The 17,024-nt window shown below is 73.5% G+C and carries 17 protein-coding genes; 6 read left to right on the forward strand and 11 right to left on the reverse strand.

The window, feature by feature from the left end; translation table 11 throughout:
- Positions 1-62: 62 nt before the first annotated feature.
- The 11 genes from ACZ4VT_RS17210 to ACZ4VT_RS17260 form a co-directional block, all read right to left on the reverse strand.
- The gene (locus ACZ4VT_RS17210; protein ID WP_467950437.1) at positions 63-1,034 is read right to left on the reverse strand and encodes a cyclase family protein; all 972 of its coding nucleotides are present in this window, start codon (positions 1,032-1,034) and stop codon (positions 63-65) included.
- Positions 1,035-1,137: 103 nt separating this feature from the next.
- Positions 1,138-1,308 (reverse strand): hypothetical protein, encoded by a 171-nt coding sequence (locus tag ACZ4VT_RS17215; RefSeq protein ID WP_467950438.1) that lies wholly within the window; start codon positions 1,306-1,308, stop codon positions 1,138-1,140.
- Entirely contained in the window at positions 1,305-1,418 is a 114-nt protein-coding gene (locus ACZ4VT_RS17220) for a response regulator (protein WP_467950439.1), read from the reverse strand. The genes ACZ4VT_RS17215 and ACZ4VT_RS17220 overlap by 4 nt, the downstream gene beginning before the upstream one ends.
- A 117-nt stretch (positions 1,419-1,535) precedes the next feature.
- Positions 1,536-2,147 (reverse strand): TetR/AcrR family transcriptional regulator, encoded by a 612-nt coding sequence (locus tag ACZ4VT_RS17225; RefSeq protein WP_467950441.1) that lies wholly within the window; start codon positions 2,145-2,147, stop codon positions 1,536-1,538.
- Between the two features lie 193 nt (positions 2,148-2,340).
- Complete coding sequence (locus ACZ4VT_RS17230; protein ID WP_467950443.1) at positions 2,341-3,201, reverse strand: 3-hydroxybutyryl-CoA dehydrogenase; 861 nt, start codon at positions 3,199-3,201, stop codon at positions 2,341-2,343.
- Positions 3,198-4,370 carry an acyl-CoA dehydrogenase family protein gene (locus tag ACZ4VT_RS17235; RefSeq protein ID WP_467950445.1) on the reverse strand — a complete coding sequence of 391 codons (1,173 nt, stop codon included), beginning with the start codon at positions 4,368-4,370 and terminating at the stop codon, positions 3,198-3,200. The genes ACZ4VT_RS17230 and ACZ4VT_RS17235 overlap by 4 nt, the downstream gene beginning before the upstream one ends.
- Before the next feature lie 81 nt (positions 4,371-4,451).
- A complete protein-coding gene (locus tag ACZ4VT_RS17240) occupies positions 4,452-5,624 on the reverse strand; it encodes an acyl-CoA dehydrogenase family protein (RefSeq protein WP_467950449.1) in 1,173 nt (390 codons plus the stop codon).
- Between the two features lie 55 nt (positions 5,625-5,679).
- Positions 5,680-7,785, reverse strand: a complete 2,106-nt coding sequence (locus tag ACZ4VT_RS17245) for an acetate--CoA ligase family protein (protein ID WP_467950450.1) — start codon at positions 7,783-7,785, stop codon at positions 5,680-5,682.
- Between the two features lies 1 nt (position 7,786).
- Entirely contained in the window at positions 7,787-7,978 is a 192-nt protein-coding gene (locus ACZ4VT_RS17250; RefSeq protein ID WP_351297993.1) for a ferredoxin, read from the reverse strand.
- Entirely contained in the window at positions 7,975-9,309 is a 1,335-nt protein-coding gene (locus ACZ4VT_RS17255) for an NADH-ubiquinone oxidoreductase-F iron-sulfur binding region domain-containing protein (RefSeq protein WP_467950452.1), read from the reverse strand. The genes ACZ4VT_RS17250 and ACZ4VT_RS17255 overlap by 4 nt, the downstream gene beginning before the upstream one ends.
- A complete protein-coding gene (locus ACZ4VT_RS17260; RefSeq protein WP_467950454.1) occupies positions 9,306-9,728 on the reverse strand; it encodes a hypothetical protein in 423 nt (140 codons plus the stop codon). Before ACZ4VT_RS17260 ends, ACZ4VT_RS17255 begins: the two co-directional genes overlap by 4 nt.
- A gap of 444 nt (positions 9,729-10,172) precedes the next feature.
- Here ACZ4VT_RS17260 and ACZ4VT_RS17265 point away from each other — a divergent pair, with 444 nt between their 5' ends.
- The 6 genes from ACZ4VT_RS17265 to ACZ4VT_RS17290 all read left to right on the forward strand — a co-directional run bounded on the left by ACZ4VT_RS17265 (position 10,173) and on the right by ACZ4VT_RS17290 (position 17,008).
- Positions 10,173-11,339: an aromatic ring-hydroxylating oxygenase subunit alpha gene (locus tag ACZ4VT_RS17265; protein ID WP_467950456.1), complete on the forward strand. Its 1,167-nt coding sequence runs from the start codon at positions 10,173-10,175 to the stop codon at positions 11,337-11,339.
- A gap of 179 nt (positions 11,340-11,518) precedes the next feature.
- Positions 11,519-12,649, forward strand: coding sequence for a polyamine ABC transporter substrate-binding protein (locus ACZ4VT_RS17270; RefSeq protein ID WP_467950457.1), 1,131 nt, complete (start codon positions 11,519-11,521; stop codon positions 12,647-12,649).
- A gap of 1 nt (position 12,650) precedes the next feature.
- A complete protein-coding gene (locus ACZ4VT_RS17275; protein ID WP_467950459.1) occupies positions 12,651-13,559 on the forward strand; it encodes an ABC transporter permease in 909 nt (302 codons plus the stop codon).
- Positions 13,556-14,512, forward strand: a complete 957-nt coding sequence (locus ACZ4VT_RS17280; protein ID WP_467950461.1) for an ABC transporter permease — start codon at positions 13,556-13,558, stop codon at positions 14,510-14,512. The genes ACZ4VT_RS17275 and ACZ4VT_RS17280 overlap by 4 nt, the downstream gene beginning before the upstream one ends.
- Positions 14,513-14,517: 5 nt before the next feature.
- Positions 14,518-15,624, forward strand: coding sequence for an ABC transporter ATP-binding protein (locus tag ACZ4VT_RS17285; RefSeq protein WP_467950463.1), 1,107 nt, complete (start codon positions 14,518-14,520; stop codon positions 15,622-15,624).
- A gap of 67 nt (positions 15,625-15,691) precedes the next feature.
- The gene (locus tag ACZ4VT_RS17290) at positions 15,692-17,008 is read left to right on the forward strand and encodes a flavin monoamine oxidase family protein (protein WP_467950465.1); all 1,317 of its coding nucleotides are present in this window, start codon (positions 15,692-15,694) and stop codon (positions 17,006-17,008) included.
- Positions 17,009-17,024: the final 16 nt, after the last annotated feature.

A 17,024-nucleotide genomic window follows, 5' to 3' on the forward strand; every position in this document is an offset into this window, starting at 1 on the left:
CTCGATGTCCACGCCAGAATGCCCTGAATAGACAGATTTGAGTATATTCCTCAGGTCCGTCCTCACAGGATCGCGACAGGATTGACGGGCGAACCCGTCCCGCCCGGGACGTTCAGCGGCGTCACGACGAGCATGAAGGCGTAACGGCCCGTTTCGGCGCAGGCGGCGGAGAGCGGTTCCAGATCGAGGTTGTCCAGCAGCGGCACCCCCATCGCGGTGACGGCGAGCGCGTGCACGGGGGAGTGCAGCCCCTCGACGGGCGACGGGCGCACGTCGCTGTCCCCGTCGGCCCCGAGCAGCGCGATGGCGCGCTCGGCCAGCAGCGGCACGGCGTCCACGTGCCAGCCCGCGCTCGCCCCGCCGGGGTCCCAGGGGCCCTTCTCACGCCGGCGGCGCAGGGCGCCGGAGCGCAGCAGCACCGCGTCGCCGTCCCCGATCGTCACCCCGAGCGCCCGCTCGGCGGCGATGAGGTCCCGTGCGTGCACCGCCCGCCCGGGATCGAGCCATTCGATCCCGAGGACGGCCGGCAGGTCGACCAGTACGCCCCTGGTGACCAGCGGGCCGAGCGCCGACACCGCGCCGAAGCGGGCGCCCGCGGCATCGACGGAGTCCCGCGCCGCACGGCCGTCGTACAGTTGCCCCCGGTAGGCGACGTGTGACAGTGCGTCGAGGTGGCTGACGCCCTTGCCGTGGTAGTCCACGGCCAGGAAGTCCTTGTAGACGGAGGGCTCCGGGGCCTCCACGTCGCCGAGGTCCGACATGTAGTGCAGGGCGGGCTTCGCGTTGTCCGGACCGGGCCGGGTGTCCCAGGGCCGGGCCATCGGGACGACCGTCCCGGACCGGACCAGGGCGGTGGCCCGCCGTACGTGGTCCGCCGTCACCCTGTTCCAGGCGCCCCGGTCGGCCGCCGCCCACCGGCCCCACGTGCGGACCTCGTCGAAGAGCGCGTCGAACTCCCGGCGGGAGACGGTGGGCCCGATGCCGGGAAGGGCGGCCGGCGGGGGGCCGGGGGCGTCGGCGGGGTCGTGGCTCATGCGCGCATCAGCGCTCCAGGGTCCGTAGGGCTGTCGCCCCAGGATTCCCTGCCGTCGCCGGTACGCGGGCGGACGCGCGGGCCGCCCCCCGATCCCGTCGGTGTCAGGCACCCGCCAGGGGAGCCGGGCCGCCCGTCAGGGCCACGTGGAGGCCGTCCGCCCGGACGCGTACGGACGTGGCCTTGAGCCCCAGCGGGTACGCCTTCGGCGCACCCGCCTCCGGACCGAGAGCGCCCTCGCCCAGGCCGGCCGAGGATCCGGTCGGCCTCCTCAACCTCGCGCGGTGACCAGCAGCACCGGCGTCCAGTCGCCCGCGTCGCGCAGGGCGCGGCAGAAGGAGATGCCGGCCAGGCCCGGCAGGCCGATGTCCAGGACGATGGCCACCGGACGCATCCGCCGGGCGGCCGCGAGCCACCGTCGATGCCAACCCCGTCGACCCGCCGTTCCGGCGGGCGCGCCGCCGCCCGTACATTCCCCGGACAATCCGCCGGCCCGGCGCCGTCAGACCTCCGGGAACACCGGCGCGATCCCGAGGGCGGGCGCGATGGCCCGCCAGACCGTCGACTGGGCCGTGGCGAGGTCGACCCGGGGGTCGTCCAGCATCAGGCGGATGCCGAGGCCGTCGCACAGAGCCAGCACCAGCGTGCCGATCGCGGCGACGTCGCAGTCGGTGAACTCGCCCGACGAAATGCCCCGTTCCACCGTCCCGGCGACCCACGCGTGCAGCTGGTCGTACAGGTCGACAGCGAGGGTACGGGCCGTGCCGTCGCGCAGCGCGCGCACCCACAGCTCCTGCCAGAGCTTCCAGTCCTGGCGGAGCTCCTCGTCCGTGGGCAGCATGCTGCGCACGATGCGGGCCAGGACGACCGCGGCCGGGTCCGTACCGGTGTCGCTGCCGGTGTCCGTGCCGGTCCGGGCGAAGGAATGCGTCATCGCCTCGGCGAAGAGCTTCTCGCGGGTGTCGAAGTGGTAGTGCAGCAGGGCCTTCGAGACACCGGCGTGCTCGGCGACCTTGCGCATGCTGACGTGCTCGAAACCGATGTCGGCGATCACTTCGCACGCGGCGGTGAGGATGCGTTCCCGCGTTTCGAGTGCGCGCTCGGCCTTGGTCACGTTGGCTGCTCCCCGTGTCGGCGCCCGTTGGGTCGGTGGGTGGGTGGTTGAGCGGGTGGTGGGGCGGAAGGCCCGGCGGCCGGACCCGCCGGGCCCCCATCCTCCCGCATCGGGCCCCCGGTTCCCGGCCGTTGGACCGCGGCGGCCGGGAACGGGGTCGGGAACGGGGTCGGGAACGGGGGCCCTCATCGGGTCAGGAGTAGGTGTGGAAGCCCCGGCCCGTCTTGCGGCCGAGCAGGCCCGCGTCCACCATCCGGGCCAGCAGCGGCGGCGGGGCGTAGAGGGGCTCCCGGTACTCCGCGTACATCGACCGGGCGATGGCCTGGACGGTGTCCAGCCCGATCAGGTCGGCCAGGGCCAGCGGCCCCAGCGGATGGGCGCAGCCCAGGGTCATCCCCTGGTCGATGTCCTCGGCCGAGGCGATCCCGGACTCGGCCATCCGCACCGCGGCGAGCAGGTACGGCACGAGGAGCGCGTTCACGACGAACCCGGCCCGGTCCTGGGCGCGGACCACTTGTTTGCCCAGCACCGCGGAGGCGAACTCCCGGGCCCGCCGGACGGTTTCCTCGCCGGTGAGCAGCGAGGGCACCAGCTCCACCAGGGGGAGCACCGGGACGGGGTTGAAGAAGTGCAGGCCGACGACCTGGGCCGGCCGCGAGGTGGCGGCGGCCAGCCGGATGACCGGGATGGACGAGGTGTTCGTCGCCAGTACGGCGTCCCGGCGCTCCACCACCCGGTCCAGCCGTGCGAACACCTCCAGCTTGGCCCGCTCGTCCTCGGCCACCGCCTCGACGACCAGGTCCCGGTCCGCCAGCAGGGACATGTCCGTGGTCAGCGTGATCCGGCCGATCGCGGCGTCGTGGTCGGCGGCGGTCAGTTTCCCGGCCGCCGCGGCCCGGGCCAGGGAGCGCTCGATCCGCTCCAGGCCGGCGTCCGCGGCGGTCCGGTCCGCCTCCACCACCACGACGTCGCGTACGGCGCGGGCGCAGACCTCGGCGATGCCGGATCCCATCAGCCCGCAGCCCACGATCCCGACGCGCTCCACATCGCTCACCGGGTCACCGGCAGCCGCAGAACTCCCGTGCCGCGCTTGACCAGTTCACCCGCGATGATCAGGCGCTGGATCTCGGAGGTGCCCTCCCAGATGCGGTCGACGCGCAGTTCGCGGTAGAGCCGCTCGACCGGGTACGAGCGGTCGTAGCCGCGGCCGCCGAAGATCTGCAGGCACCGGTCGATGACCCGGCCCGACGCCTCGCTCGCCGACAGTTTCGCGATGGCCGCCTTGGCGTGCAGCGTCTTGCGGTCGATCCCGCCCTCGTCGACCTCCCAGGCGACCTGGTGGGTGTAGGCGCGGTTGACGGCGATGTCGACGGCGCAGTCGGCGAGCATGCCCTGGATCAGCTGGAAGTCGGCGATGGGCGAGCCGAACTGGCGTCGTTCCACCGCCCAGTCGCGGGCGAGCTCCAGGGCGCGCTCCGCCGCCCCGATCGTCCGCGCGGCGATCATCAGCCGTTCCTCGGTGAACCAGGAGCGGGTGATGTCGTAGCCGTTGCCCACTTCCCCGAGCACGGCGTCCGCCGGGACGTGCACGTCGGTGAAGGTGAACTCGGGGTGCTCATAGACGAAGGTGTGCATCCAGCGGGGTACCCGGGTCATCTCGATGCCCGGGGTGTCCTTGTCGACGAGGAACAGGGTCGGCGCCCCCAGGTCCCCGGCCGCGGCGAGCACGATCATGAAGTCCGCGTGGTCGCCGACGGTGACGAACCACTTCTCGCCGTTCAGCACCCAGCCGTCCGCGGTCCGCGTCGCCGTGGTCCTCAGGCTCTGCGGGTCGGAGCCGGCCTCGGGCTCGCTCACCGCGTAGCAGTCGCGGCGCTGCCCCCGGATCACGGGGACGAGGTACCGCTCGCGCTGCTCCGGCGTGCAGAAGGACAGCGCGTTGGCGGGACGCCACACCATGTCCCACAGGGCACCGGTGAGCCGCCCGAGCTCGGCCTGGACCGTCACCTGCTCCAGGATGGTGAGGCCCGCGCCGCCCCACTCCGCCGGCATGTTGACGGCCTGGAGGCCGCTGTCGAGGACGGCGTCGCGGATCTCGGCGTGGGCCCGCGGGGGCAGGCCGTTGTTCTCCTCGCAGTCGAGCTCGTACTTCGTGATGAACTCGGTGAGGGCGCGCGCCGAGTCCCTGAGCTCTTCCTGACGGGCGGTGAGACGGAAGTCCATGTCCGTGGTCCTTCTGATCGCGGGTGCGGGGTGCGGGGTGCGGGGTGCGGGTGCGGTACGGGTTGGCCGGCGGCGGGGTGGTCAGGAGGCGGGCAGGGCGAGCGCCCGGGTGCCGCGCTTGATCAGCTCGTTGGCGATGATCAGGCGCTGGATCTCGGAGGTGCCCTCCCAGATGCGGTCGACGCGCAGTTCGCGGTAGAGCCGCTCGACCGGGTACGAGCGGTCGTAGCCGCGGCCGCCGAAGATCTGCACGCACCGGTCGACGACCCGCCCGGCGGCCTCGCTCGCCGCGAGCTTCGCCGTCGACGCCTTGGCGTGCAGGGTCTTGCGGTCGGTGTGCGGCTGGTCGGCTTCCCAGGCGACCTGGTGGGTGTAGGCGCGGTTGACGGCGATGTCGACGGCGCAGTCGGCGAGCATGCCCTGGATCAGCTGGAAGTCGGCGATGGGCGAGCCGAACTGGCGTCGCCGCACCGCCCAGTCGCGGGCGAGCTCCAGTGCCCGTTCGGCGGCGCCGACCGTCCGGGCGGCGATCATCAGCCGCTCGTCGGTGAACCACTCCTTGGTCAGCTCGTACCCGTTGCCGACACCGCCGAGCACGTCTTCGTCGGCGACGAACACATCGGTGAAGGTGAACTCGGGATGCCCGTTCACCGCGGAGTGCATGAAGCGCGGGACCCGCGTCATCTCCACACCCGGGGCGTGCTTGTCCACGAAGAACAGCGTCGCGGCCCGCTCCGGGCCCGCGTCGGCCTGAACCAGCAGGAAGTCTGCGATGTCGCCGCAGGTCACGAACCACTTCTCGCCGTTCAGCAGCCAGCCGCCCGCGGTCCGCGTCGCGGTGCTCGTGCCCGAGCCGGGGTCGGAGCCCGCCCCGGGCTCGGTGACCGCGAACGCGTCGAACCGCTCGCCCCGGATGACGGGCAGCAGGTACTTCTCCCGTTGCGCCTCGGTCCCGTACGCGAGGACGTTCGCGGGCCGCCAGGGAATGTCCCAGAGGCAGTTGGTGACCTTGCCGAACTCCTCCTCGACGATGACCTGGTCCAGCAGGGACAGGCCGGCGCCGCCCCAGGCGGCGGGCATGTTGATCGCGTAGACGCCGGCGTCCATGGCGGCGCGGGTCAGTTCGCGGACCGTGTCGGCCGGCAGCGGGCCGCCGGCCTCCTCGGACCGGTCCTCGTACGCCATCAGGAGCCGGGCGTAGGCGGCGGCGCGGGCCTTGAGGTCGGCCTGCTCGGGGGTGTAGCGGAAGTCCATGGTGCGGTGTCCTCCGGTGGATGGGTTGAGGGGCGAGGGGGTGGGAGCGGCGGAGTCAGCCGAGGACGGCCCGGGCGTCCAGGGCCAGCGCGCCGTCCGGGCGTACCAGCAGCGGGTTGACCTCCAGCTCGGCGATCTCCGGATGGGCCGCGGCCACCGCCGTGATGCGTTCGATCACGGCGGCCGCGGCGGCCACGTCCACGGCCGGCCGGCCGCGGACGCCGTCCAGCAGCGCGGCGGTCCGCAGCCCGCGCAGCAGGGCCTCGGCCCGCCCGGCCGGTACGGGGGCGAGCGCGAAGGCGACGTCGCGCAGGCTCTCGGTGAGGACGCCGCCGAGCCCGACCATGGCCACCGGCCCGAACCGCGGGTCGTGGTTCACTCCGACGATCAGCTCGATGCCGTCCGCAAGGTCGGCCATCGCCTCGACCGAGTAGGCGGGCGCGCCGAGCCGGGCGTGCATCTCCCGGTACGCGACGAGGAGCGCCTCCCGATCGGCCAGCCGCAGCGCGACGCCGCCCGCGTCCGACTTGTGCAGCAGATGCAGGGCCTTGAGCACGTACGGGCCCTGGAACTCACCGGCGGCGGCGACCAGTCCGGCCTCGTCGGTGATCTCCCGCGCGGCCGGGAACGCCACCCCGGCGGCGGCGAGCAGCGTCCGCACCCCGTGGTATCCGGCGTCCCGCAGCGGCGCGGCCGGAGCGGGCAGCGCGGGGAACTCCGGCGGCTCCCCCGCGCCGCCGCCGGCCGCCGCCCGCCCGGTCATCGCCGACAGCGCGCGGGCCGCGTCCTCGGTGGCGGCGAACACCGGCACCCCCGCTTCGGCCAGCACCCGGCAGCTCGGCGACCGCGGGTACATCGACTGCACGACCAGCGGCTTCGGTGCGGCCGCGAGGTGCGTGACGATCTTCTCCGCGGCCAGCGTCTCGCCCTCGGCGAGCACGGAGCCGCCGGCCGGTCCGCCGCCGAGACCGCCGTCGGAGGCCGCGTAGCCACCGAAGTAGCCCGTCATCAGGACCGCGTCGACCTCTTCGGCCGCGAGGAGCTCCGCGACCGTGTCCGCGTACGAGAGCGGGTCCTGCTCGCCCATGCCGGCCAGGTCGACCGGATTGCCGACCGCGGACTGCTGCCACAGCACGGTCCGCAGCCGGGCCTGGGTGTCCGCGCCCAGTTCCGGCACGCCGAGTCCGGCGTCCTCGGCGGCGTCGGCGGCGATGGCGCCGTGGCCGCCGCCGTCGGTGAAGACCGCGGTCCGGGCGGCGCTCGCGCGTCCCTCCGTACGGGGGTGGCCCGGCCGGGCACTCAGCGCGGCCAGGACGACCGTCATCTCCCGTGGCGTGCGCACCAGTTCCACGCCCGCGTCGCGACAGGCCGCGGCCACCACGTCGGCCGAGGTGGTGAGCGCCCCCGTGTGGGACTGGGCGCTGCGCGCGGAGGCGGTTCCCCGCCCGGCGGTGAGCAGGACCACCGGCTTGCCCGCCGCGGCGGCGGCCCGGGCGAAGGCCCTGCCGTCGCCGAAGTCCTCGGCGTACACGGCGATCGACGTGGTGGCCTCGTGGCGGGCACAGTCCTCGACGAGGTCGACGAGGGTCACGTCGGCCTGGTTGCCGAGCGAGACGAACCGGGAGAAGCCCAGGCCGTGCGGGGCGCCGCGGAGCTGGAGTTCGAGCGCGAGGTTGCCGCTCTGGCTCAGCAGGGCGACACCGCCGGGCGCGAAGCGGTCCGAGGCGAGGTAGAGCTCGGTCGTGTTGTCGGCGATGCCCAGGCAGTTGGGGCCGACGAGGACGGCTCCGGCCTCCCGGACACGGGCGACGACCGCGCGCTGGCGGGCCAGGCCCGCCGGGCCGGCCTCGGCGAAGCCCGCCGTGATGCCGACGATCGCCTTCGCCCCGCAGGCCAGGGCGTCGTCGACGGCCGCCTCGAAGCCGTCGCCGGGGACGGAGACCACCACCAGTTCGACGGGTTCGCCGATCGCGGCGAGCGACGGGGCGGCCGGTCTGCCGAGGACGGTGCCGCCGCGCCGGTTCACCAGGTGCACCGGCCGCCGCCCTTCGGCGCGCAGTGCCTGGGAGGCCACGGCGTGCCCGTACTTGGCGGGGTCGTCGCTGGCGCCGACCACGGCGACGGAGCGCGGGTCGAAGAGGGCCGTCAGATCGCGTCCCATGTCACTTCTCCACTCGGAGGGCGGAGTTGGGGCAGCTTTCGGCGCAGGCGCGCGCCGCTTCCTCGGTACCGGACGGGACCGCGACGGCGATGACCTTCGCGTAGCCCCATTCGTCGAGTTCGACCAGGCCGGGTGCGTGTTCCTGGCACAGCCCGTAGCCCTGGCAGCGGGTGGAGTCCAGCAGGAGTTTCACGATGTTCCTTTCAGGGCGGGCAACGGGGTGGGGAGGGCGGCGGCCTTCGGCACGGCCGTTGCGGACGCGGCGCTGGTGGGCGGGGCCACGTCGGGCACGGCGACCGTGAGGCGTCGGCGGCCGTCCGCGGGCTCGGAGGCCGCGCACACGGGGCACGGCGCGGCGAGATGGGAGCGGACGAGTCGGGGGAAGGCGCGGAGCAGGCTGCCCGCGATGCCCGCGGCGGCGTCGAGCAGGCCGCAGGCGCCACGTCCCGGCAGCCCCTGCGACCAGCGCCGCAGGCTGTCCGCGGTGTCCGGCCCGGCCGTCCCGGCGGCGAGGGCGTACAGGGCCTCGCCCACGGCCATGGTCCCGGAGACGCAGACCCCGCACTGGCGGGCGCTCTCGGCCGCGAGGTGGCCGGCCGCGTCGGCGGCGGCGGTCACCGGGCAGGTGCCGGGCGGCAGGAAGCGGATCGCCCCGCAGCCCAGGGCGGTACCGGCGGCGGTCAGCGCGCCCGGTTCGAGGGGAAGGCGGTCCACGGCACCGGAATCGACGAGCCCGCCGAACAGGCCGCCCATCAGCGCGCCGATGGCCTGCGGGGTGCCGAGCAGGGACGCCAGGGTGCGCAGCGGGGTGCCGAGGGGGACCTCGGTGAGGACCGGGGCGGCGGGCCCGCCGGAAAGGGTGACCAGCGTGGAGTCCGCGATCCGGTCCCGCAGGTCGGGGCGGGTGGCGGTGAGGGCGATCCGGGCGAGGGTCTCGGCGTTGGAGACCAGGGTCGGGGCGCCGCCGACCCCCCGCTCGAAGGGGCGGGGCGGTTTGGCGGTGGGCAGTGCCGGTCCGCCGTCGATCCTGCGGACGACCGCGCTCTCCTCCCCGGCGACGTAGGTGCGGGCGGTCTCGACGACCTCGACGGGCAGGCCGGGGTCCCGTTCGGCGAGGGCCCGGCGGACGCGTGCGCCCGCTTCGGGGTCCGAGAGGTAGACGTAGCCGCGGACGGCGCCGGTGACGGCGGCGGCGCGGGCGAGTCCGTCGAGGACCAGATGGGGCCGGGCCCGCAGCAGCCAGCGGTCCTTGACCGACCCCGGCTCACCCTCCTCGCCGTTCGCCACCACCACCGGGCGGCCGCCCCGGTCCCGTACGGAGCGCAGTTTGACGGCGACCGGGAAGCCGGCCCCGCCGCGACCGCGCAGCCCGGAAGCGGTGAGGTGGTGCAGCAGCTCGTCCGGGCCGGTGACGGCGGCGTAGCCCCCTGCGGCGCGGTAGGCGGCCGCGCTCTCGACCGCGTGGGGTGACGCTCCGAGTACGGAGCCCGGTGGCGGCTGGGCCGGCCGGCGGATCGTGGTCATCGGCTTTCTCCTGTCGGGGGAGTGGTCCGCAGGGTCCGTACGGCGCTTTCCAGCGCGGCGCGGTCCCTGGCGGTGCGGCCGTACCCCGGTCCCGGGAGGCCGATGAGCATGCGGTGGTGGTCGAGGACCACCTCGGCGGCGAGCAGGGCGGCCGTACGGTCGCCCGGCCCCGGCCCCGGCTTTGGGCCGGTGGCCGCGGCGGTCACCAGCTCGGTGACCTCGGCCAGGTAGCGCAGCCAGCTGTGCCGGCTGCCCCGCAGGACCAGGCGTTCGACGCGGCGCCGCTCGGCGGCCGCCAGCTCGGCGGGCGCCGCGGGCGGGCGCTGCGAGGAGGCGCGCAGGGCGGCGACCGCCGCAGGCAGTTCCCGCTCGGGTTCGGGGGTGAGCCCGAGCCAGTCCAGACGCCGACGACCGCTCATGCGTGCCTCCGGGAGGGGTGGGGTGGAGGAGGGAGGTGGGGGTTCGGTGACCGTCCGGGCCCGGCCGGTCACGTGAGCCGGGGGCGGGGAGCGGGGATGCCCGGGGCTCGCCGCGCGGTGACACCGGTGACACCGGTGACGTACGGCAGGGAGGAGGGGGTGCGGCCCGGGCGGGTGCCCGGGTGGCGGGGCTGCATCCGGCCCGACAAAAGGCCCAGAAGTGGAGGAACGCCGGTGCAGCGACGAGAATTACGCTAGCTGACCGATCGGTCAGCGTACAAGTCTTGACCCGGTGGAAATCAGCCAGCAATCTGACTGTCCAATCGGTCAGCAAGGCCGCGGCGTCCGCCGCGGCCTGCTGCCCGCCGCTGGGTCGTCTCGCCATCCCTCTCTGAACCGGACGCCGAACCGATCGCCGCACCGCCGGCACGGAGGAGTCACCCGATGTACTCCAGAGCCCCCGATCGAACCCCCGCCGACCAGCAGCCGGTCCAGGACGCCCCCGGGCCCGCACTGTCGGCCCGCTACTACACCGACCCCGGCACGGCCGCCGCCGAGACGCGGCAGGTCTTCGCCAGATCCTGGCAGCTCGTCTGCCACGAGTCCGACCTGCCCGGCCCCGGTGCCCGGCTCGCCGCCACGGTCGCGGACCGCGAGGTCCTCGTCGTCCGCACCGAGGACGGAGGCCTGGCCGCCCACCTCAACGTGTGCCGGCACCGCGGAACACGCCTGGTCACCGCCCCCGAACCGGACGGCAAGGCCATCCGTTGCCCGTACCACGGCTGGACGTACCGCCTCGACGGCAGCCTCGTCGGCGCCCCGGAGGCCCGGCAGATCCCCTGCCTCGACAAGCCCGCGCTCGGCCTGTTCCCGGCCCGCGTCGAATCCTTCCTCGGCTTCGTCTTCGTCAACCTCGACCCCGACGCCGTGCCGCTGGCACACCAGTGCGCCGGGCTCGCCGAAGCGGTCGGCCACTACGCGGGCGCCGACCTGGTGCCCGTCGGCCGCAGCCGCATCCACGACCTGGCCGGCGCCGAGGTGCAGGAGGCCAACTGGAAGGTGGCGGTCGACAACTACCTGGAGGGCTACCACGTGCCGGTGGCCCATCCCGGGCTGATGCGGCTGCTCGACTACCAGGGCTACACCTGCGAGATCGAGGACTCGTACGCCCTGTTCGCCTCACCGCTGCGGGACAAGCCGTCCTCGAACTGGGCCGAGCGCCTCTACCAGCGCATCGCCGCCCCCATGCCCGGCCTCGCCGAGGCCGACCGGCGGGTCTGGCGGTACGCGGTGATCTACCCGAACACCCTCATCGACTTCTACCCCGACCACGTACTGGCCTGGACCGCGATCCCGACGGCGGTGGACCGGGTGGCCGTGCCCGGTGCGTTCTACACCCGGCGCGGCACCGGCCTGCGCACCCGGCTCGCCCGGCGCCTGAACATCCACATCGGCTGGATCACCAACGACGAGGACGCCGAACTGGTCGCCCGCGTCCAGAAGGGACTCTCCACCCCCGGCTTCGAGCCCGGGCCCCTGTCCCGCCGGGAGTCGGCGGTCGGCTGGTTCGCCGGCCGCATCCGGGCGGACCTCGACACCGCTGGACAGTGAGCCGTCCCCACTGAAGGCCCGCCGCGGGCACCTCCGTACGGGGCCCCCAGCCGTACCGCCGCAGGCCCGCCCGCATCCCGCCCGCATCCCGCCCGTACCGCCCGTCGCACAGGTCCGCGCCGCCCGTCACCCCCCGGCGCCCCCCATTCCCCCGAGGCCCCCCTACGGAGAGGACCCCCATGTCCCCCGAGGCACTCCCCCCGACCAGACGCTCCTTCCTCCTCGCCGGCACCGCCACGGTCCTCGGCCTGGCCGCCGCCGGCTGCGGATTCGCCTCCGGCACCGACCCGGCCGGCGAAGCGGCCGGTCAGGCACCGATCGACGTCAAGGTCGACGGCGACCTGGTCTATTTCAACTGGGCCGACTTCGTCGATCCCGCCGTCTTCGAAGGATTCGAGAAGGAGTACGGCGTCAAGGTCGTCCAGTCGAACTTCGACTCCATGGAAGGCATGACCGCCAAGCTCAACGCGGGAAACCGCTACGACATCATCTTCCCCACCGCGAAGTGGGCACAGCGCCTCGCCGCCGGCGGCAGGCTGCGGACGATCGACCACACCCGGCTGCGGAACGCCGAGGCCGTGTTCGGCGGTTACGACTACTTCGCCGACCCCTGGTACGACCCCGGCTCCGCCCACACCGTCCCCTTCACCATGTTCAAGACCGGCATCGGCTGGCGCCGCGACCGGCTCGGAGACCTCACCGGCTCCTGGGACGACCTGTGGAACGCCCAGGCCAAGGGCAAGGTCTTCGTCCTCGACGACCGCGACGAGGTGCTCGGCATGGGAGCCCTCAAGCTCGGTCTCGACCTCACCACCGGCGATCCGGGCGACCTCGCACGCGTCACCGACACCCTGCGCTCGCTCCGCCCCCGTCTGCGCGGCTTCTCCAGCGACAGTTACAACAACCTGCTCAACGGCAACGCCGACATGACCCAGGCCTGGAGCGGGGACATGGCCGCCATGCTCGCCCAGGCGGAGGACCCGACCGTCTTCGGCTTCGAGGTCGCCCGCGAGGGCGCCCCCGTCAACTCCGACTGCTACGCCATCCCCGCCAACGCGCAGCACCCCGGCACCGCGATGCTCTTCGTCGACTACATGCTCCGCCCGGAGAACGTGAAGAAGAACATCGAGTACATCGGCTACCCGATGCCGGTCCGCGGCACCGAGGACACCTACACCGCGCTCGTCGAACCCTTCCCCCAGTGCCAGGTCACCGCACAGGACCTCAAGGACGACCGCTACTTCCGCAACGGCACCGCGGAGGGCGAACAGCACCGCGACGCCGCCTGGACCGACGTGAAGGCGGGCTGACATGCCGCGACGCGATCGACCCGGCCCCGCCGCCCGCCCGCGCGGAGGAACGGCCGCCGCGTCCGGGGCGCGCCTGTGGACCTGGCTCATGGTCCCCGGCACCCTCTGGATGACCGGCTTCCTCCTCGCCTCCCTCCTCCTGGTGGCCACCCTCGCCTTCGGTACCACCGACCCCCTCGGAAACCCCCACTTCGGACTCAACGCCGACAACTTCGCCGCACTGGCCGACCCGGCCTACCGCACCGTCCTGCTGCGCTCCCTCGGCTACGCGCTGATCACCTGCCTCATCTGCCTGGCCGTGTCCTACCCGGTGGCCTACGCCATCGCCCTGTACGGCGGACGCTTCAAGAACCTGCTGATCGCCGCGATCGTCGTCCCGTTCTTCGCCAACTACCTGGTGCGGATGTACGGCTGGTCCGTGCTCCTCTCCGACGACGGGCCGCTGCTCAAGGCCCTGCGCGCGATCGGCGTCGCCGACGACGGCACCAAGATCCTGCAGACCGGGCCGGGCGTCATCGCGGGACTCGTCTACGGCTTCGTCGTCTTCATGGTCATCCCGCTGTACGCGGCCATGGAACGGATGGACACCTCGCTCATCGAAGCGGGCCGCGACCTCTACGGCGGCCCCCTGCGGACCTTCCTCTTCGTCACCGTCCCCGCCACCCGGCAGGGCGCCGCCGCCGGATGCGTCCTCGTCTTCCTGCCCGCCATGGGCGACTTCGTCAGCGCCCAGCTCATGGGAGGTCCCGACCAGATCATGATCGGCAACCTGATCCAGGACAAGTTCTTCCAGGGCCAGAACTGGCCGCTCGGCTCCGCCCTGACCATGCTCCTGATGGCCGTCCTGCTGCTCGGGATGCTCGGCTACCTCCGGCGCACCCGCAAGGACGAGGCGGAGGCGGTCCGATGACCCTCCGACCCGGGCCCCGAGCCTCCCGTACGGCCGTTCCGTCGCCGCGCGGTACGACCGCGGACACCACCCCCCGCCCCGGCGACACGGCCGGACCGCACGGGCCGGCCGGACCGCGGCCCCGCCCCCCGCGCCCGCGCCGCGGAGCCGAGCGCAGGCCCCGGTTCGCCATCGCCGTCACCGCGGTCTTCTTCGCCCTGCTCTACCTCCCCGTCGCCGTCGTCGTCCTGTTCTCCTTCAACGCGCAGAAGTCCCTGACCGTCTTCGACGGCGTCAGCCTCCGCTGGTACACGGCGTTCCTCCACGACGACGTGCTCCTCGACTCGCTCGGCATGAGCCTGCGGGTGTCCCTCGTCGCCATGGCCGGCTCGCTCGTCCTCGGCGTGGCCCTGGCCCTGGGCCTCGTACGCAACCGCGGCCGCCTCGGCTCCTTCTCCGGCCTGGTCATGCTCGTCCCGCTGATCACCCCGGAGATCGTCACCGGCGTCGCGGCGATGCTGCTCTTCAAGGGGCTGGGCATCACACTGTCCACCGGCACCGTGATGCTCGCCGAGATCACCTTCTCCATCTCGTACGTGACGGTCATCCTGCGCTCCCGCATCGCCGCCCTCAACCCCGAGGTCGAAGAGGCCGCGATGGACCTCGGCGCCACCCGCAGACAGGCCCTGTGCCTGGTGACGCTCCCCGCGCTGCTCCCCAGCATCCTGGCCTCCGGGGTACTGATCTTCGCCCTCGTCTTCGACGACTTCGTCCTCGCCTACTTCACCACCGGAGTCGATCCGCAGCCGCTGTCCGTCCGCATCTACTCGGCCATCAGGTTCGGCGTCCAGCCGACCATCAACGCCGTCGGCACCCTGATGCTCGTCGGCTCCATCGGACTCATCGTCCTCGCGCTCGCCATCCCGCGCCTGTTCGGCCGCCGTGGCGGCCTCGATCTGCTCTCCGGGAAGTGACCCCCATGTACCCGACGCCCGTGTACCCGACCCCCGTGTACGACCACCCCGCCGTCCGGCTCGACCGGATCGGCAAGCGGTACCCCAACTCCGAGGCCTACGCCGTCCACGACGTCACCCTCGACATCGCCCCGGGCGAGTTCTTCTCCCTCCTCGGCCCCTCCGGCTGCGGGAAGACCACCCTGCTGCGGATGACCGGCGGTTTCGCCGACCCCACCCAAGGCAGCGTGCTGCTCGACGGCCAGGACGTCACCGGCCTGCCGCCCAACAAGCGCAACGTCAACACCGTCTTCCAGAGCTACGCCCTCTTCGACCACCTCTCGCTGGCCGACAACGTGGCCTTCGGCCTCAAGCGCAAGGGCGTCGCCCGCGCCGAGATACGCGAGCGCGTCACCGAGATGCTCGACCTCGTCCAGCTCGGGGGACTGGCCGGCCGCAAACCGCCCACCCTCTCCGGCGGCCAGCGGCAGCGCGTCGCCCTCGCCCGCGCCCTCGTCAACCGCCCCCAGGTCCTGCTCCTGGACGAGCCGCTGGCCGCCCTCGACCTCAAACTCCGCCGCCGCATGCAGGTCGAGCTCAAGCAGATCCAGCGCGAGGTCGGCATCACCTTCGTCTTCGTCACCCACGACCAGGACGAGGCACTGACCATGTCGGACCGCCTCGCCGTCATGAACGAGGGCCGCATCGAGCAGTGCGGCACGCCCGAGGACGTGTACGAGCGCCCGACGAGCAGCTTCGTGGCCTCCTTCATGGGCACCTCCAACCTCGTCCCCGGCACCTACCGCTCCGGCCGGGTCGTCCTCGACGAGGGTCCCGCCCTGCCCGTCGGCCCCCGGTCCGACGTGCCCGACGGCAGCCGGGTCAGCCTCTCGATCCGCCCGGAGAAGATCTGGCTCTCCGACTTCGAACCGGGCATGGCCAAGGTCAGCGGAGTCGTCCGGGAGACCGTCTACTGCGGACCAACCACCACCTACCTCATCGAACTGGCCCCCGGCGTCACGGTGTCCGTGCTGGAACAGAACACCGTCCGCTCCCGCATGGAGGACCGCTGGAGCGGCGGCGAACAGGTCGAGGTCGGCTGGAAGCCCGAACACTGCCTGGTCCTCGACTGAGCCCGCGCCCGCGCTCCCGCTCCCGCCCCCGCACCACCGCCCGGTACCGACCGAAGGAAGCACCTCCATGAACCACGACGTCATCGTGCTGGGCGCCGGACTGGCCGGTCTCGCCGCCGCCCGCGACCTGGCCGCGGGCGGGGCCGACGTCCTCGTCGTCGAAGCCCGCGACCGGGTCGGCGGACGCGTCGAACAGACCACCCTCCCCGACGGCCGGCTGGTCCAGCTCGGCGGGGAGGTGGCCGGCCGGGCCCACACCGCCTACACCACGCTGGCCGCGGAACTGGGCCTCACCCTGGTGCCCAGCTACGTCGCCGAACCCGGCGCCCTCGTCCGCGCCACCCCCGAAGGGGTCTCCGCCGCGGACCCGCCGCACTGGTTCGGCCCCGGCGACGACACCTGCCACGCCAAGGTCACCGCCGCCTTCACCGCACTCGCCGAGACCGTGGACCCGGCCGACCCCTGGTCGCACCCCGAAGCCACCGCCCTCGACCTGCTGTCCGTCGGCGACTGGCTGCGCGCCCAGGGCGCCACCCCGGCCGTCGTACGCCTCTGGGAGATCGGCCAACTCGCCCTCGCCGACGGCTCCTGCGAACGGACCTCCCTGCTCGCCGCCCTCCGCAAGCACGCCGCCGTACCCGCCACCGGCCACTACGAGTACGAGGCCTGGGAGGGCCTGCGGGTCGCCGAGGGATCGGCGACCGTGGCCCTGCGCATGGCCGAGGGGCTCGCCGGACGCATCCGTACGGGCTCACCCGTCGAAGCGGTCGCGATCCGCCGGCCCGGCCCCTGCACCGTACGCCTCGCCGGCGGCGAGACCCTGACCGCCGGCGCCGTCGTCAGCGCCCTCCCCGTCGGCCCGCTCCGCTCGGTCGCCGTCACCGGAGTGTCCGACGAACGGCTCTCCTCCCTGCACCGCCAGCGCCACGCCCTCGCCGCCAAGTTCACCGCTGCGTACGAGCGCCCCTTCTGGCGCGAGCGCGGCCTCAGCGGCCTCTCCGAATGCGAGGGGGTCCTCGGCAGCACCTGGCCGCAGAGCGAAGGCATCCTGTCCGCCCTCGTCCCGCCCGAACGCTACGGCGTCCTCCTCGCCGCGCCCGCCCCGCTGCGCACCGCCGAACTGCTCGCCGACGTAGCGCGCCTCTTCGGCGACGAGGCCCACCGGCCGCTCGCCTCGTACCTGCGCCTGTGGGGCACCGACCCCTGGACCCAGGGGTACGTCACCCAGTGGACCCCCGGCGACGTCATGGCCGTCGGCCCCCGGCACGGCACCCACGAACCACCCTTCTACGTCTGCGGATCCGACCAGTGGGTGGCCGGCTACATGGAAGGCGCCGTCCGCACCGGACGCGCCGCCGCCGAGGAGGCGCTGCGCCGTGGCTGACCCCCTGCACAACCAC

Source organism: Streptomyces sp. NPDC029164 (genome assembly GCF_055563995.1).

Excerpts from the sequence above, each read along its gene's own strand:
- ACZ4VT_RS17235 (WP_467950445.1), bottom strand. The coding sequence starts at position 4,370 with ATGGACTTCCGTCTCACCGCCCGTCAGGAAGAGCTCAGGGACTCGGCG.
- ACZ4VT_RS17285 (WP_467950463.1), top strand. The coding sequence starts at position 14,518 with ATGTACCCGACGCCCGTGTACCCGACCCCCGTGTACGACCACCCCGCC.
- ACZ4VT_RS17210 (WP_467950437.1), bottom strand. The coding sequence starts at position 1,034 with ATGAGCCACGACCCCGCCGACGCCCCCGGCCCCCCGCCGGCCGCCCTT.
- ACZ4VT_RS17270 (WP_467950457.1), top strand. The coding sequence starts at position 11,519 with ATGTCCCCCGAGGCACTCCCCCCGACCAGACGCTCCTTCCTCCTCGCC.
- ACZ4VT_RS17260 (WP_467950454.1), bottom strand. The coding sequence starts at position 9,728 with ATGAGCGGTCGTCGGCGTCTGGACTGGCTCGGGCTCACCCCCGAACCC.
- ACZ4VT_RS17240 (WP_467950449.1), bottom strand. The coding sequence starts at position 5,624 with ATGGACTTCCGCTACACCCCCGAGCAGGCCGACCTCAAGGCCCGCGCC.
- ACZ4VT_RS17255 (WP_467950452.1), bottom strand. The coding sequence starts at position 9,309 with ATGACCACGATCCGCCGGCCGGCCCAGCCGCCACCGGGCTCCGTACTC.
- ACZ4VT_RS17265 (WP_467950456.1), top strand. The coding sequence starts at position 10,173 with ATGTACTCCAGAGCCCCCGATCGAACCCCCGCCGACCAGCAGCCGGTC.
- ACZ4VT_RS17245 (WP_467950450.1), bottom strand. The coding sequence starts at position 7,785 with ATGGGACGCGATCTGACGGCCCTCTTCGACCCGCGCTCCGTCGCCGTG.
- ACZ4VT_RS17275 (WP_467950459.1), top strand. The coding sequence starts at position 12,651 with ATGCCGCGACGCGATCGACCCGGCCCCGCCGCCCGCCCGCGCGGAGGA.
- ACZ4VT_RS17280 (WP_467950461.1), top strand. The coding sequence starts at position 13,556 with ATGACCCTCCGACCCGGGCCCCGAGCCTCCCGTACGGCCGTTCCGTCG.
- ACZ4VT_RS17290 (WP_467950465.1), top strand. The coding sequence starts at position 15,692 with ATGAACCACGACGTCATCGTGCTGGGCGCCGGACTGGCCGGTCTCGCC.